14 protein-coding genes are annotated in these 13,560 nt (G+C 57.1%); 3 read left to right on the top strand and 11 right to left on the bottom strand.

What is annotated here, in order from left to right:
- Positions 1-8: 8 nt before the first annotated feature.
- Complete coding sequence (locus J122_RS18715; RefSeq protein WP_061333608.1) at positions 9-812, bottom strand: HAD-IIB family hydrolase; 804 nt, start codon at positions 810-812, stop codon at positions 9-11.
- A gap of 108 nt (positions 813-920) precedes the next feature.
- Here J122_RS18715 and J122_RS18720 point away from each other — a divergent pair, with 108 nt between their 5' ends.
- Positions 921-2,375 (top strand): protein adenylyltransferase SelO, encoded by a 1,455-nt coding sequence (locus tag J122_RS18720; RefSeq protein WP_061333610.1) that lies wholly within the window; start codon positions 921-923, stop codon positions 2,373-2,375.
- A 159-nt stretch (positions 2,376-2,534) separates the two neighbouring features.
- Complete coding sequence (locus J122_RS18725; protein ID WP_061333611.1) at positions 2,535-3,920, top strand: AmpG family muropeptide MFS transporter; 1,386 nt, start codon at positions 2,535-2,537, stop codon at positions 3,918-3,920.
- A 21-nt stretch (positions 3,921-3,941) separates the two neighbouring features.
- Here the strand turns inward: J122_RS18725 and J122_RS18730 are convergent, their stop codons facing one another.
- On the bottom strand, positions 3,942-4,424 hold the full coding sequence (locus J122_RS18730) for a YajQ family cyclic di-GMP-binding protein (protein ID WP_058092389.1): 483 nt from the start codon (positions 4,422-4,424) through the stop codon (positions 3,942-3,944).
- A gap of 137 nt (positions 4,425-4,561) precedes the next feature.
- On the opposite strand from J122_RS18730, the gene J122_RS18735 reads away from it, so the two are divergent.
- Entirely contained in the window at positions 4,562-5,533 is a 972-nt protein-coding gene (locus J122_RS18735) for a response regulator (RefSeq protein ID WP_058092390.1), read from the top strand.
- Positions 5,534-5,970: 437 nt separating this feature from the next.
- On the opposite strand, the gene J122_RS18740 is transcribed toward J122_RS18735, so the two are convergent.
- From J122_RS18740 to J122_RS24880, 9 genes are all read right to left on the bottom strand, one after another.
- A complete protein-coding gene (locus J122_RS18740; RefSeq protein ID WP_061333613.1) occupies positions 5,971-7,017 on the bottom strand; it encodes an AraC family transcriptional regulator in 1,047 nt (348 codons plus the stop codon).
- Positions 7,018-7,024: 7 nt separating this feature from the next.
- Positions 7,025-7,384, bottom strand: a complete 360-nt coding sequence (locus J122_RS18745; protein WP_061333615.1) for a type II toxin-antitoxin system PemK/MazF family toxin — start codon at positions 7,382-7,384, stop codon at positions 7,025-7,027.
- Positions 7,362-7,562 carry a DUF2281 domain-containing protein gene (locus J122_RS18750; RefSeq protein WP_061333617.1) on the bottom strand — a complete coding sequence of 67 codons (201 nt, stop codon included), beginning with the start codon at positions 7,560-7,562 and terminating at the stop codon, positions 7,362-7,364. The genes J122_RS18745 and J122_RS18750 overlap by 23 nt, the downstream gene beginning before the upstream one ends.
- Before the next feature lie 211 nt (positions 7,563-7,773).
- The gene (locus tag J122_RS18755; protein ID WP_061333619.1) at positions 7,774-8,985 is read right to left on the bottom strand and encodes an argininosuccinate synthase; all 1,212 of its coding nucleotides are present in this window, start codon (positions 8,983-8,985) and stop codon (positions 7,774-7,776) included.
- 75 nt (positions 8,986-9,060) lie between these two features.
- Positions 9,061-9,828, bottom strand: coding sequence for a substrate-binding periplasmic protein (locus tag J122_RS18760; RefSeq protein WP_061333621.1), 768 nt, complete (start codon positions 9,826-9,828; stop codon positions 9,061-9,063).
- Positions 9,829-9,847: 19 nt separating this feature from the next.
- On the bottom strand, positions 9,848-10,246 hold the full coding sequence (fliS, locus tag J122_RS18765; protein WP_061333623.1) for a flagellar export chaperone FliS: 399 nt from the start codon (positions 10,244-10,246) through the stop codon (positions 9,848-9,850).
- A 66-nt stretch (positions 10,247-10,312) separates the two neighbouring features.
- Entirely contained in the window at positions 10,313-12,271 is a 1,959-nt protein-coding gene (gene fliD, locus J122_RS18770; protein WP_061333625.1) for a flagellar filament capping protein FliD, read from the bottom strand.
- A gap of 304 nt (positions 12,272-12,575) precedes the next feature.
- Positions 12,576-13,010, bottom strand: coding sequence for a flagellar protein FlaG (locus J122_RS18775; protein WP_061333627.1), 435 nt, complete (start codon positions 13,008-13,010; stop codon positions 12,576-12,578).
- 71 nt (positions 13,011-13,081) lie between these two features.
- The coding region (locus J122_RS24880; protein ID WP_264753586.1) for a flagellin at positions 13,082-13,560 on the bottom strand (479 nt) is incomplete at its 5' end.

Consider the following 13,560-nt stretch of genomic DNA (forward strand, 5'->3'; position numbering starts at 1 on the left):
CTCCTCCTTTACTGGTAGCCGTACTCAAAGAGCAGATTGAGCACGCATTCATTCCAACCCTCCGGGCCGGGCTTGAGGGAGCGCATGGCGTGCCGGGACGACGGCAACTGAACCTGATCACTGTTCACCCCGCGAATCACCACCGGTACGTCGGCGGCCTCCAGCATGCACTGGTCGTTGGGGCTATCGCCCAGGGCAATGGTCACAATCGGTTCTTCACCAAAGTGCTCCTGATAACGCTTCAGCAAGAACCGGGCCCCTTCCGCCTTATCAAAGGTGCCCATGGCATGCCAGAAGCGCCCGCCCTGCACCAACTTCAGGCCCTCCAGCTCAAGCGCCGCGCGGAATTGCGCCAGCTCTTCCTCCGTGCCATCCCACACCAGCGGCACCGTCGCCAAACGCTGTTTCGCCCGGGCCGCCTCCGTTACCGTCAACCGGGTAAGCGACGCCACCTGCTCCGCAGACAGGTCATCAAAGCTCCGAAACTGTGCACCGGATTCCCTCTGCACCAAAATAGTGCGAACAACCTCCTCATAGGATCTGCCGACATGGACCACTTCTTCCTCCGCATTGCCCAGGCAGCCAGCAGGAATCACCACCGCCGCGCCGTTCTCCGCAATAAACGGCCCCCGCAGCCCCATCATGCTTTGCAACTCACTGATCTCCGCCGCCGTTTTGCTGGAATTGAAAATCAATGGAATGCCATTGGCCCCCAACCGCGCCATCGCCGGCTTCGCCGCCCGCCAGCTATAGCTGTCGTGATCCAGCAAGGTGCCGTCCAGATCCGTAAAAACAATCAACCGTGGTTGCATTTCCCCACCCCGCTCTGCAATGTAACTGGGGTCAGACCCCAAGACATTTGATGCGGTGAAATGTTCTGGGGTCTGACCCCAAATTAGATTCAAGAACCAGGCCAGACTATGAGCACGAATGCCTTTAAGGTGGAACACCGTTACCTGGAATTGCCGGACAGCTTTTATACGCGGGTGAAGCCGACGCCTTTGTCGCAGCCGGCGATGGTGTGCTTTAACCACAAATTGGCAGAGCAGATGGGGTTTCATGTTAAGGATGAAGCTGAGTGGGCCGGTGTGGGTGCCGGGGTGGAATTGCTGGAGGGTATGGACCCAGTGGCGATGAAGTACACCGGGCACCAGTTTGGCGTGTACAACCCGGAACTGGGCGATGGTCGGGGCTTGTTACTGTGGGAAACCGTAGCACCGGACGGCACCCGATGGGACTGGCACCTGAAAGGGGCAGGCACCACGCCCTACTCCCGCTTTGGCGATGGCCGGGCAGTGCTGCGCTCCACCATTCGCGAATACCTGTGCTCGGAAGCCATGCACGGTCTTGGCATTCCGACCACCCGCGCCCTGTTTATGATCAGCGCGAAAGACCCGGTGCGCCGGGAATCCATCGAAACCGCCGCCGCGCTGATGCGAGTGGCGCAAAGTCATATCCGTTTCGGCCACTTCGAATTCGCCGCCCACCATGAAGGCCCCGAGGCACTGAAAACCCTGCTGGAACACGTGATCACCCTGCACTTCCCGCACCTGATCAGCCTGCCGGAAGAACAACGCCACCAACGCTGGTTTGAAGAAGTGGTGGAACGCACCGCCCGGCTGATCGCTGACTGGCAGGCGGTCGGCTTCTGCCACGGCGTGATGAACAGCGACAACATGTCCATCATCGGCGACACCTTCGACTACGGCCCCTACGCCTTCCTCGATGATTTCGACGCCGGCTTCATCTGCAATCACACCGACGAGGGCGGCCGCTACGCCTACAACCGGCAGCCGCAGACTGGCTTTGTGAACTGCCAGTACCTGGCCAACGCCCTGCTGCCGATCATGGATGAGGACCACGTGCGCCGCGGTCTGCGCCGGTACGAAACCACCTATAACGAACATTTCAAGAACAATATGAGGGCAAAACTGGGGCTGGAGGAAACCGACGACTCAGACATGAGCCTGATCATGGAGACCTTCAGCATGCTGCACGAACACCGGGTAGACTACACCCGCTTCTTCCGAGGCATCTCCAACCTGCACCGCCATGGCAACGCCCCGGTGCGGGATCTGTTTGCCGACCGAAGCGCGGCCGACGAATGGCTCGAACGCTACGAGGCCCGCCTCAAGACCGAAACCCGCGCCCACGACGAACGCGAATACCTCATGCGCCAAATAAACCCCAAATACATCCTGCGCAACTACCTGGCCCAGCAAGTCATCATGGAAGCCCAGAACGGCGACTACGCGCCCCTGAAAGAGCTGTTAAAGGTGCTCGAGAACCCCTTCGACGACCAACCCGAGTTCGAACACTACGCGGCCTTACCGCCAGACTGGGGCAAACACCTCAACATCAGCTGCTCCTCCTAAAATTGGGGTCAGACCCCAGAACATTTGATCGGGTGAAATGTCTTGGGGTCTGACCCCAAATTGGCTCGGTAGGTCATTAAAGCTCGCTCACTTGGCCATTGGGGTTTAATTCCGCATAATCCCGGTTCTTGTATTCCACTCAGCTCCGGACGGCCGTTCATGCCTCAGAGTTTTATCCTGAAGTTCCTTCAAGGCTTTCAAGTTTATCGAAACCCCCGGGTTATCGGCATGCTGTTCCTTGGCTTCTCCGCTGGGCTTCCGTTGCTGTTGGTGGGGGGTACGTTTACGGCGTGGCTGCGGGATCTGGGCGTTGAGCTTGCCACCATTGGCTTTCTCAGTTGGGTGGGCATGGCCCATTCGATCAAGGTGCTGTGGGCACCGATTGTTGATCGCACCAGCATTCCGCTTCTCACCCGGTGGCTCGGGTGGCGGCGCAGCTGGATGCTGGTTTCACAGATGAGTATTGCCGGCGCGTTACTGGGCATGGCGCTGACGGACCCAACCCAGCAACAGTGGCTGGTGGCCCTCTGGGCCGTGGTCGCCGCGTTCGGTTCCGCCACTCAGGACATCTCGGTGGATGCCTACCGGGTGGAAGCCGCGGAGCCCCATGAACAGGGCGGCATGGCCGCCAGCTACGTGACCGGTTACCGGGTTGCCATGCTGATGGCCAGTGCCGGCGCCCTACACATTGCCGCCGTCGGCAGCTGGTCCCTGGCCTACGGCACCATGGCCCTGCTGATGGGCGTTGGCATGGTCACCACGCTGATCAGTTCCGAACCGAAGAACCGCCAGTCGGCAGCAGTGTTTGCCATGGAGGCGCGGGTTATCGGATACCTGGACCGCACCAAACACAGCGGTGCCCGCAAGAACATCACCGCATGGATGATCGGCGCGTTTGTCTGCCCGTTCGCGGATTTCTTTCAACGATACGGCAAAGCGGCGCTGGTGATCCTGCTGTTTATTGCCACCTTCCGCATCAGTGACATCTTTATGGGGGTGATGGCCAATCCGTTCTATCTGGACCTGGGCTTTACCAAGTCCCAGATCGCCAACATTGCAGCCGCGTTTGGCTTGATCATGACCCTGAGCGGGGCCGCGGTCGGCGGCGCACTGGTAGCACGGTTTGGCATTGCCCGAATGCTGTTGTTCACCGCGTTTATGGCCCCGGCCACCAACCTCACCTTCGCCGGCCTGGCCATCATTGGCCCCCAACAACCGGGCCTTGTGGCCGCCATCATTGCCGATAACGTCACAGGCGGCATGGCCATTTCGGTGTTTATTGCCTACCTGTCCAGCCTCACCAACACCGCCTACACCGCCACCCAGTACGCGTTGTTCAGCTCATTGATGACGCTGCCCGGGCAGTTTGCGGCGGGCTTTACCGGGTTGCTTGCAGAACACGTGGGCTGGGTGGGATTCTTCCTGATCACCGCAGGAACCGGCGCGCCGGCCATTATCCTGGCGGCCCTGCTTTTCCGCATTGCTCACCCGGACAAGCCGGCACGAATAGACGAGGATACTGCGCAGGGGCAGACAGCTCCCTAGCCATGCAGGGCAGGCCAGAACTCAATCGCGGAAGTTGTTAAACTGCAGCGGAATATCCAGCTCCGCCTCGCGCAGCATGGCAATGGCTTCCTGCAGGTCGTCCCGCTTCTTGCCGGTTACCCGCACCTTGTCACCCTGAATGCTGGCCTGCACCTTCATCTTCTGGTCTTTGATCATTTTCACGATCTTCTTGGCCATATCGGTTTCGATACCCTGCTTCAGGGAAAAATGCTGTTTCACCAGCTTGCCGGCCTTGCTCTCGCCGTCTTCCGCCAGGGCCCGGGCGTCAATGTTGCGTTTGGCGAAGGCCATACGCAGCAGATCAATCAGTTGCTCCAGCTGGAACTCCTGCTCGGCGCTCACCGTAATGCGCTTGTCTTCCAGTTCGATATCCGCCTGCACATTTTTAAAATCCCAGCGGTTACCCAGATCACGCTTGGCCTGATCCACCGCGTTGGTGACTTCGTGCATTTCAATTTCTGAAACAATGTCAAAAGAAGGCATGGTCGTTATTCTCCAAAGGGCACACGGGGGTATACTGTGGCGACATTAAAAATACCGGATGTTCCGAAACCGCCAAAGCATACCAAGAGCCGCGGCGAACCGCATCTGACAATGGACTGGTAAGAAGTAGACAAACGATGCCAAACCTGGACCTACCCATACTCGTAGTAGACGACGCCAAATTCAGCAGTATGGTGGTCGGCCGCACCCTGCGAAATGCCGGTTACCGCGATATACGCATTGCCAACAACGCGCCAGACGCCCTGAAGCTGATGGAACAGCGGCAGGTCAGCGTGTTGATTGCCGATTGGCTGATGCCTGAAATGGACGGGCTGCAACTGACCGACCACGTGCGCCAGCAGGATGAGCAGGACAACCACTACACCTACGTGATCCTGCTCACCGCCCGCGAAAGCGTGGAAGCACTGTCGGAAGCCTTCGACCGGGGCGTGGATGACTTCATCTACAAATCCGACATGACCAAACAGCTGATCCCCCGCATCTTTGCCGCCGACCGAATGGCCGATCGCCAGAACACCCTGCTGCGGGCCAACGCACTGCTGGTCGAAAACAACCGGGAGCTGGAATCCACCAACATTATCGACCTGGAAACCGGCCTGTGTAACAGCAAGTATGCCCGCCAGCGCCTGCAGAAAACCCTGCGCCATGCGGAATCCCGAGGCGGTTCCACCTCCTATGTGATGTGCGGCATTCGTAACTGGCAAGACCTGAAACGCAAGCACCCACCCAGCGTGATGAGCGAATTGGCCACCGGCATCGCCCGCCGTCTGAGCACCCTGATTCGCCCCATCGACGCCCTGTGCCGTGTTGGCGACAACCAGTTTGCCATCGTCTCCTACTTCCCGAACAGCGACCATTGCTCCACCACCGCGTTCCGGCGAATTTTTGATGGTATCAACCACAAGGCCCTGAAAACCACCGCTGGCTTTATCTCCGTGGAAGCCGGCATGGTCCTGTGCCGCGCCGACGCCCAGGACGGCACGCCCTCGGTGCAGGATATGGAACGGGCGGCGGTGCAAGGCCTGGTTGACGCCTACGAAACCCGCCGCTTTACCGAAACCAAACCCGAGATACGGGAAGGTGTGTAGCCCTCACAAACGGTAACAACGGGACACAGATCACAAACAGACAGGAAGGGCACGAGGGCTTATTCTGAAACCGTGGAATCAAGCAGTATCCGCCCATGGCGGAGGAGCCGAGTAGTAACTCCGCCGTATTATGGGCCCTGACTCCACAGGATTAACGAATTTTTCAGGCACTTTCGTTCTTTCCGAAGTAATTTCGAGCCAGCTCTTGTGAGCTGGCTTTTTTATTAGTTTTCCGGGTCTGTCTCAGGGGTCTGTCCCCGAATGGGGACTGACCCACTTTTGCCCGTCCTTGCCACTTAACTCGAACCCATGGGGCCAAGATGGGTCAGTCCCCATGCGGGGACAGACCCTGGGTTATCAGGGTCTGACCCAAAAGGGGTCTGACCCACCTTTGCCCGTCCCTGCACCAAAACTCGAACCCATGGGTCCAAAATGGGTCAGTCCCCGTTCGGGGACAGACCCTGGGGAGTCAGACCCTTTCGATAATCCCCAGGCGTCTTCCCGGCAGCCGCCTTAAACTTCCGATGAAACGACGTGGTCTCGCTGTACCCCAACCTCAGCGCGATATCGGGAATGCTCATCTCGGTATTCCGCAAATAATCCTCTGCCATCTGCTGGCGCACGTCATCCAGTAGCTTTTGGTAGGAAACACCTTCCTGGCTCAGTTTGCGTTGCAGGGTGCGGCTGGTCATGCCCAGGTCTTCGGCGATCATGTCTTGCCGGGTCACGCCGCTGGCCAGTTGTTTCTGAATGCCTTGCTTCACTCTGGAGGTCAGGTCGGTATCGGTATCCAGCAGCGCCAACTGCGACAGCGCATGGGCTTCAAGGGTCTTGCGCAGCAGCGGGTCTGGCTGGCGAAGGCGGGTGGCCAGTAGATCCTGGGGCATGGTCACCACATTCTCCGGCGCTTCGAACTCAACCGGGCAGCCCCAGCGCTCCTGATAAGCGCTCTCACAGTCAGGCCCGGGCGAGGAACGTTTCAGGGCAACCCGGATTGGAGAGGCGTTATCGTTATCCGCCAGCCAGCGAGCATAGTTAATCCAGGAGGCGAACACATTATCCACCACCTGGGGCCACACCACCGGGTCGGTAAAGTTGCAGGTCCACACCAACGACACTTCATTCCCCTTCATTCGTAGGCCCGTGGTGCCCATGTCCCCTACCAGTTTTTCATAGGGCGCAATTCGGGTGACGGCCTCCCCCAGCGTGGCACAGCTCATGGTGATATAGCCAAGCACACTGTAGGAACCGGGCTGAACGAAATCACCGGTTTCCAGGCCAAGGATGGGATTGCCGGATGCTTCGGCCAGCAGGCGAATAAACGTCTGCAACTGCTCGCCCGTCAGGCGGCCGTCATCGGTATCAAGGATATTCGGCTCAAGGCCGGCTTTGCTGAACAGCTCTGAGGTACTGATGCCCTTGGCATCGGCGTAGCGAACGTATTGGCGCAGGGCGGCGACAGAGGCGGTTCCGAATGCTGGCATATTTTTTCTATTTATTATTAAGTTCTAGAATTCCATGCAGTGCGCTTTTCAACTGGGCTTGGTCGTTTGTGTTCAGGGAACCCATTCGTTTCAAAATGATTGACTGCTCAACGGTTGCGATCAGCGGCTTCATCACCGAAGGTTTCAGCAAACCCGCCTGCTCCCAATCCTTTATTAACGCCTCACCAAAACTGAGAGGATCTCTAATCTGACTGGTAATCGCCATTATCACAAGATCAGGACGGTAAGCCTGATAAGCTGAAGAACTTATAACCACTGCAGGGCGCTTTTTTGTGGTCTTCAGATTGGTAAATGGAAAACCAACCAGAACCACATCACCAAATTCAAAGTTTGTCGTAGGCCGCATCGTCGTCGTTATCCCATACCTTTTGGAAAGAAGGTTCCGCTCCCCGCGCGAAATCCTTGCGCGTATGATGTTCACGATCTCTCTGGCTCAGAAAATCAATGAAATCCTCAACCTCGGATAAACGGTCTGCTGGCAAGTGTTCAAGCTTCTTAATCACTTGCTGAACTCTGTTGTCCATGACTAGCTCCTGTTAGCTCATACTAACTCGGCCAAGTATCGCACGATAGAGACAAAAACGCCCAGCGTTATGCTGGGCGCAAGGGTCTGTCCCCGAACGGGGACTGCCCCATCTTGGAACCAATGGGTTATAGTTTGGCGGCAAGGACGGGCAAAGGTGGGTCAGTCCCCGTTCGGGGACAGACCCTTGGGACAGACCCTGAGGTCAGACCCTACAGCTTCCGCCCTTTCCCAGCCGCAATCCGCAGCCGCAGCGCGTTCAGCTTGATGAAGCCTTCGGCGTCTTTCTGATCATACGCACCCTGGTCTTCCTCAAAGGTGGCAATCTTTTCGTCGAACAGGGAGTCGTCAGACTTCCGGCCAACTACGTCCACGTTGCCTTTGTAGAGTTTCAGGCGAACGGTGCCGTTCACGTAGGTTTGGGTCTGGTCGATCAGTGCCTGCAGGGCTTCGCGCTCCGGGGACCACCAGTAGCCGTTGTAGATGACCTCGGCGTAGCGGGGCATCAGGCTGTCTTTCAGGTGGGCCACTTCGCGGTCCAGGGTGATGGACTCAATGGCGCGGTGAGCACGCAGCATGATGGTGCCGCCCGGGGTTTCGTAGCAGCCGCGGGACTTCATGCCCACGTAACGGTTCTCTACGATGTCCAGACGGCCAATACCGTTGGCGCCGGCAACCTTATTCAGCGTCTCCAACACTTCGTGGGGCTTCATTTCCTGGCCATCAACGGCAACAATGTCGCCCTTCTTGTAGGTCAGTTCCACGTAAGTCGGCTTGTCCGGCGCGGCTTCCGGAGATACGCTCCAACGCCACATGTCTTCCTCGGCTTCCGCCCAGGGGTCTTCCAGGTTCATGCCTTCGTAGGAAATGTGCAGCAGGTTGGCATCCATGGAGTACGGGCTCTTGCCCTTCTTCATTTCCACCGGAATGTTGCGCTCTTCGCAGTACTTCAGCAGTTTTTCGCGGGAGTTCAGATCCCACTCACGCCAGGGAGCAATAACCTTCACGCCCGGCTTCAGTGCGTAGGCACCCAGCTCGAAACGCACCTGGTCGTTACCCTTACCGGTAGCGCCATGGGAAATCGCATCCGCGCCGGTTTCGTTGGCAATGTCGATCAAACGTTTGGCAATCAGCGGGCGGGCGATGGAAGTACCCAGCAGGTATTCGCCCTCATAGATGGTATTGGCGCGGAACATCGGGAACACGTAGTCGCGCACAAATTCTTCGCGCAGGTCCTCAATGTAGATTTCCTTAACGCCCAACGCTTCCGCCTTGGCGCGCGCCGGCTCAACTTCCTCGCCCTGGCCGATGTCGGCGGTGAAGGTCACCACCTCACAGTTATAGGTGTCCTGTAACCACCGAACGATCACGGAAGTATCCAGGCCACCGGAATAAGCCAGCACCACCTTTTTGATATCAGACATGCCCTTGCTCCAGACTGAACAGAATGGATGTATTGAAAAGAAGGTGCGTATTGTACGGGAGTGCGGGGGGAATGGCTATTGGGCGGAAGAAGTCTGGAAAATGCGCTGTAACTCGCCGTTGTCACGCATGTGTTGCAGTGCTTCTTTGAAAAGACGAGCGTGTTCCGGGTTGCCGCTGTCTGGTGACATATACAGCCGGGCCTTTTGGCCCTTTACATGCTCCTGCAGACGGAACTCTTCTGCGGGAAAGCCGTAAGCGTCAATCGTCATCGCGATGTTGTGATCGCTGGCAAGCACCGCTGAAATACGCCCCAGCATCAGCATTTCAATGGCTTGCCGAATGTTATAAACCGGCACTTTCATCACAGCCTCATCCGCTTTGAACGACTCACCAAGATAGGTACCCCGCACATAGCCGACACGCTTGCCGGCCAGGCCATCCAGGGTCAGGGGGAAATCGGTGTCACGCATCGCCATCAGCATCAGATTGATCTGAAGTACGGTATCGACGGGAATGGTGTTCTCGTCCAGGTCTGGACTTTGAAACAGAAAAGCAAATTCTGCCCGTCCCGTGTGCAGGTCAAGTATGACGCGCCGCAAAGGAAGCAACTGCGCACTTACGTGAACACCCGAGAGTTCTGATAAACGGTCCATCAGCGTAATCAGACTGCCTTGCAGTTCACCCTGATTATCCTGAAAGCCCCAGGGCCAGACATCAGGAATCGCAAACATCGCCGGCGAGTTGGCAGGAAGGCCTTCGTTTGAGCCGACGACTTGATCACTCGCGCTAACCGGGGCAGCTGCAAGCAGAAAGGCCACCAACAGCCCGCGAAAAAACGCCATGTGCTCGACCAACGCTAATTCAAACCGCCTGCTGCTGGTTCACCACCTCGTCGCGAATGCCATCCCAGCCGTCTTTCACGGAACGCAGCAGGGTCAGCACTTCATCCAGCTTGGCAACGTCATTCTTGGCACTGGCTTCCAGCAAAGTGCGCTCCATATAGTCGTATAGAGCCTCCAGCCGGGTGGCCAGTTCACCGCCTTTTTCGAAATCCAGGAACGCCCGCAGGCCACCGATAATCTCAATGGCTTTATTGAGTAACTGAGCCTTAGCTGCGTAATCCTTGGCCTGAATTTTTGACTTGGCCATGTTAATCCGCTCGATCGCCCCGTTATACAGCAGCTGAATCAACTTGTGCGGGTCTGCATCGGTGATGCTGGTTTGGGTATTAACGCGCTGATACGCCTGTAAACCGTTCATATATAACCTCGTTTCACCGTTGTCCGGTATGCCATGGTTGGCTGGCCAACCATCAGTATAGCTGACTTAATCGTTTTGCCTGTTCGGCGCCAGGGCCGCCAACTGCTGGCTCACGTAATCTCGTGTGCTGTTAAGCTGGGAGATCAGGGAATCGGCGGCGCTGAATTGCTTCACCAGGCGTTCCTGATAGCTTTCAATCCGCAAGTCCAGCTTGATCCGGTCTTCCTGGATGCGCTCCAGGTCCCGGTTCAGGGCATCGGTTCGGGAGCTCAACGCACCGTCTGCACCCAGAATGCTGGTAATGGCATCTACCGCGCGTTCACTCACGCCCTCGATGAACTTCACCGAGCCACGGTTGCCTACGTCACCACCGGTAATGCGCACCTGCAGGCCAGCGGCATCGCCACCGGCACTGTTTGCCAGGAACAGCACCTGGCCGTCGCCCTGGGCAGTCTGGCCGTTAATGGTGCCTTGGACATCCTGGCCGGCGGTGCCGGTGGCGGTGTTAAGCCCTGTAACGTTGCTCAGCCCGGTCAGGCTTACGTTAGAATCGCTACCAAAGCGGTTAGAGGTAAACGTCAACCCCTCTGTGGCATCATAAGCCACCTGAACCGAACGGCCTGCCGCGTTCAATGCCGAGTTCTCGCGCAAGGCTGCCTGAATGGCAGCGGCAAAATCTTCACCGGAATAGTTATCTGCAGCAATCGAAACAGTCGCTGTGGTTTCACCATCTACCCGGAAAGTGAAACTGTTGTCAGCGCCAACATTAACGGTATCGGCGCTCGCGTAATTCAAACTGCCCCGAGTCGCCATCTGGGTAACATTAATACTGTAATCACCCGGGCGAGTATTAGAGCCGCTACGAACAAACTCCACCTGGGAATCGCTAGTTCTGCCCTGCTCGGCAAACAGAGCGGTGACATCATCCGGGTTTTCCCGAAGCTGCTGCTGAAACTTCTGACTATCAAACTGCAGCTCACCGGTACGGAAATCCGTGCCAATGCCCACATCCGCCAGGCTGCGAACACTGGCGTTTTCCAGCCCGGGAATAATATCTGTCAAAACCCGCTTCAACTGGTTCTGGATATTCCGAACCGTGGAATCCCCGGTCAGAATACTGCCCTGCCCCGTCTCGCTATCAAATGAAGACAGTTCACGGATGGTGCCCTGCAGCTCGTTAAACTTGTCTACGAACGCCTGAACACGCTCGGCAACCGCCGCCGTGTCCTGCTCCACTTTGATAGTGGACTTGCCCTCACCGGTAATGTTGAAGGTCAGCCCATCCACCACATTTTCAATAGTGTTGGTGGCACGGCGAATTTCCACGCCGTTGATTTCCATCACCGCATCGCTCGCCGCAATGGTCTGGCGCATGCCATCCATGTTTTCGGGATCTGCCGTATCGAAAGCGAACCGGCTTAATCCCGGGGCAGCACCATCTTCCGTAACGGAAATATTCACAGCATTGGCTTCACCGGTCTCATCAGCAGACAACACCAGTTGGAAACCGTTGCCGGTATCAATCACACCGGCAGACACGCCCGCATTGGCCTCGTTAATGGCATTCGCCAGGCCTTGCAGGGTGTCGTTGGAAGAATCGATGGTGATATTGGTGGTCTTGTCACCCACCTGAAGCGTCATGGTGCCACGGCCAACACTGGTGGCATCCCGGTCGGCAAACACATCCCGGCTGGCCAAGGCCTGGGACTGCGCCAGACTTTTCACGTCCAGGCTATAAGAGCCGCGGCTGGCCTTGCTGGCATCCACAGACACATCAATATTGCTACCCGAGGAAGTGGCCGAAAACGACTTCATCGCATCCGCGGAACCGAGCTGACGCATAGGCAGGCGCAGCTCCGTTACGGCGCTCCGCAACATGCCATAGGCAGAAATAAGCGCCTCTGTGCGCTCGGTTTTCTGATCCAGCCGAACTTCCGTGGGCCTGCGCTCCGCAGCCACCAACTGGTCGACAAGATCCGACGTCAAAACGCCGGAGCCGATACCTAACGATGAAATACTGGCCATAACCATGCCTCCTCAAGGGGGCGAATCTCTATACTGATCAGTTTATCGGCAGCAGGCGGCAAAACTTTGCCTTTTTCGCCCTAAATATAGAACCGATTTGTAACTGTGTGTATCTAAGTTTTTTTAGCCACGGACGGCACGGACATTCACGGACAAGAAACGAAACCGAACTGCTTGACCGTCCGTGTTAGTCCGTGTCGTCCGTGGCGAAACCAATCCCTTCAAACGCGAACACCGCCGGCTCCTTCCAGAGGCGGCGGTGCTGAAATACCGTCGTTTACATCCGCGCAAAAGCGGCAAGCTTTTACACCTTGATGTTAAACAACGTCAGCGGTTCGTCCTGCTGCAATTTTTCTGCCAACCTCATTGCCACTTCGTCCGGGATCTGGCGGATCACTTCCTGGGTTTGCTGATCAACCACCCTTACGATGGTCTGGCCCATTTCGTTATCCACTTCAAACTGAAGATCCCGCTGCACGGTTTGAACAAAGTCGTTCAACTGGCTAACCGCCTCATCCAGCTCCTTGCGCTGCTCTTCATTACGGGCCTGCAGCTTTTCAGCTTGCGAAGCCTGTTGAGCAACCTGGGGAGCCTGCACCTGGCGGGTACCGGCAGCCGAAGCTGCAAGGTCAGGGGCGTTCCGGCCCTCGGCCTGAGATGACGACATTGCCTTGGCCGGAGCCTGGGCGCCAGAGCGCACCAGTTTCAGGTCCGGGCTGTTCAGGTTAACGTCATTCATAGCTTTACCTCGCTATCCTTCAACGGCGGAAGGCCGGAACCCGAGGGTTCCGGCCGTTACCGCTATGCCCCTTACTGCAGGAGGGACAGAACCTGCTGCGGACGGGCGTTCGCCTGAGCCAGGACGGAGATACCGGCCTGCTGCAGTACCTGGGATTTGGCCAGGTTGGCGGTTTCTGCCGCGAAGTCAGCGTCCAGGATACGACTGTTGGACGCGCTCAGGTTCTCAACTGAGGTGCTCAGGTTCGCGATGGTTGACTCAAAGCGGTTTTGGACGGCACCAAGCTCACTTCGAAAGCTGTTGACTGTCTGTAACGCTGAGTCGATCCTTTTGATGGCGTCGTTGGCATTGGCCACATCTGTAACACTCAGGCTAGAGAGGTTACCAGTGGCCGCTGCAATCTGGCCATCATCGAAACCTGCGACAGTCGGATCGTCACCGCCGATAGTGATATCTTCAAGCGCCTCAATTGTCACTTGTCCGCGGAGCACAGCGCCTGCGGCAGTACCAATTGTTAATGCGAGCCCTGACGTGCTTCCTGTCGCGGTAG

It is taken from the genome of Marinobacter excellens LAMA 842, from assembly GCF_001574445.1.
GTDB lineage: Bacteria > Pseudomonadota > Gammaproteobacteria > Pseudomonadales > Oleiphilaceae > Marinobacter > Marinobacter shengliensis.

Bases quoted from the DNA above. Each gene is read 5' to 3' on its own strand.
- fliD (WP_061333625.1), bottom strand. From the start codon at position 12,271: ATGGCCAGTATTTCATCGTTAGGTATCGGCTCCGGCGTTTTGACGTCG.
- J122_RS18730 (WP_058092389.1), bottom strand. From the start codon at position 4,424: ATGCCTTCTTTTGACATTGTTTCAGAAATTGAAATGCACGAAGTCACC.
- J122_RS18760 (WP_061333621.1), bottom strand. From the start codon at position 9,828: ATGGCGTTTTTTCGCGGGCTGTTGGTGGCCTTTCTGCTTGCAGCTGCC.
- J122_RS18750 (WP_061333617.1), bottom strand. From the start codon at position 7,562: ATGGACAACAGAGTTCAGCAAGTGATTAAGAAGCTTGAACACTTGCCA.
- J122_RS18720 (WP_061333610.1), top strand. From the start codon at position 921: ATGAGCACGAATGCCTTTAAGGTGGAACACCGTTACCTGGAATTGCCG.
- J122_RS18745 (WP_061333615.1), bottom strand. From the start codon at position 7,384: ATGCGGCCTACGACAAACTTTGAATTTGGTGATGTGGTTCTGGTTGGT.
- fliS (WP_061333623.1), bottom strand. From the start codon at position 10,246: ATGAACGGTTTACAGGCGTATCAGCGCGTTAATACCCAAACCAGCATC.
- J122_RS18775 (WP_061333627.1), bottom strand. From the start codon at position 13,010: ATGAATGACGTTAACCTGAACAGCCCGGACCTGAAACTGGTGCGCTCT.
- J122_RS18735 (WP_058092390.1), top strand. From the start codon at position 4,562: ATGCCAAACCTGGACCTACCCATACTCGTAGTAGACGACGCCAAATTC.
- J122_RS18715 (WP_061333608.1), bottom strand. From the start codon at position 812: ATGCAACCACGGTTGATTGTTTTTACGGATCTGGACGGCACCTTGCTG.
- J122_RS18740 (WP_061333613.1), bottom strand. From the start codon at position 7,017: ATGCCAGCATTCGGAACCGCCTCTGTCGCCGCCCTGCGCCAATACGTT.
- J122_RS18755 (WP_061333619.1), bottom strand. From the start codon at position 8,985: ATGTCTGATATCAAAAAGGTGGTGCTGGCTTATTCCGGTGGCCTGGAT.
- J122_RS18725 (WP_061333611.1), top strand. From the start codon at position 2,535: ATGCCTCAGAGTTTTATCCTGAAGTTCCTTCAAGGCTTTCAAGTTTAT.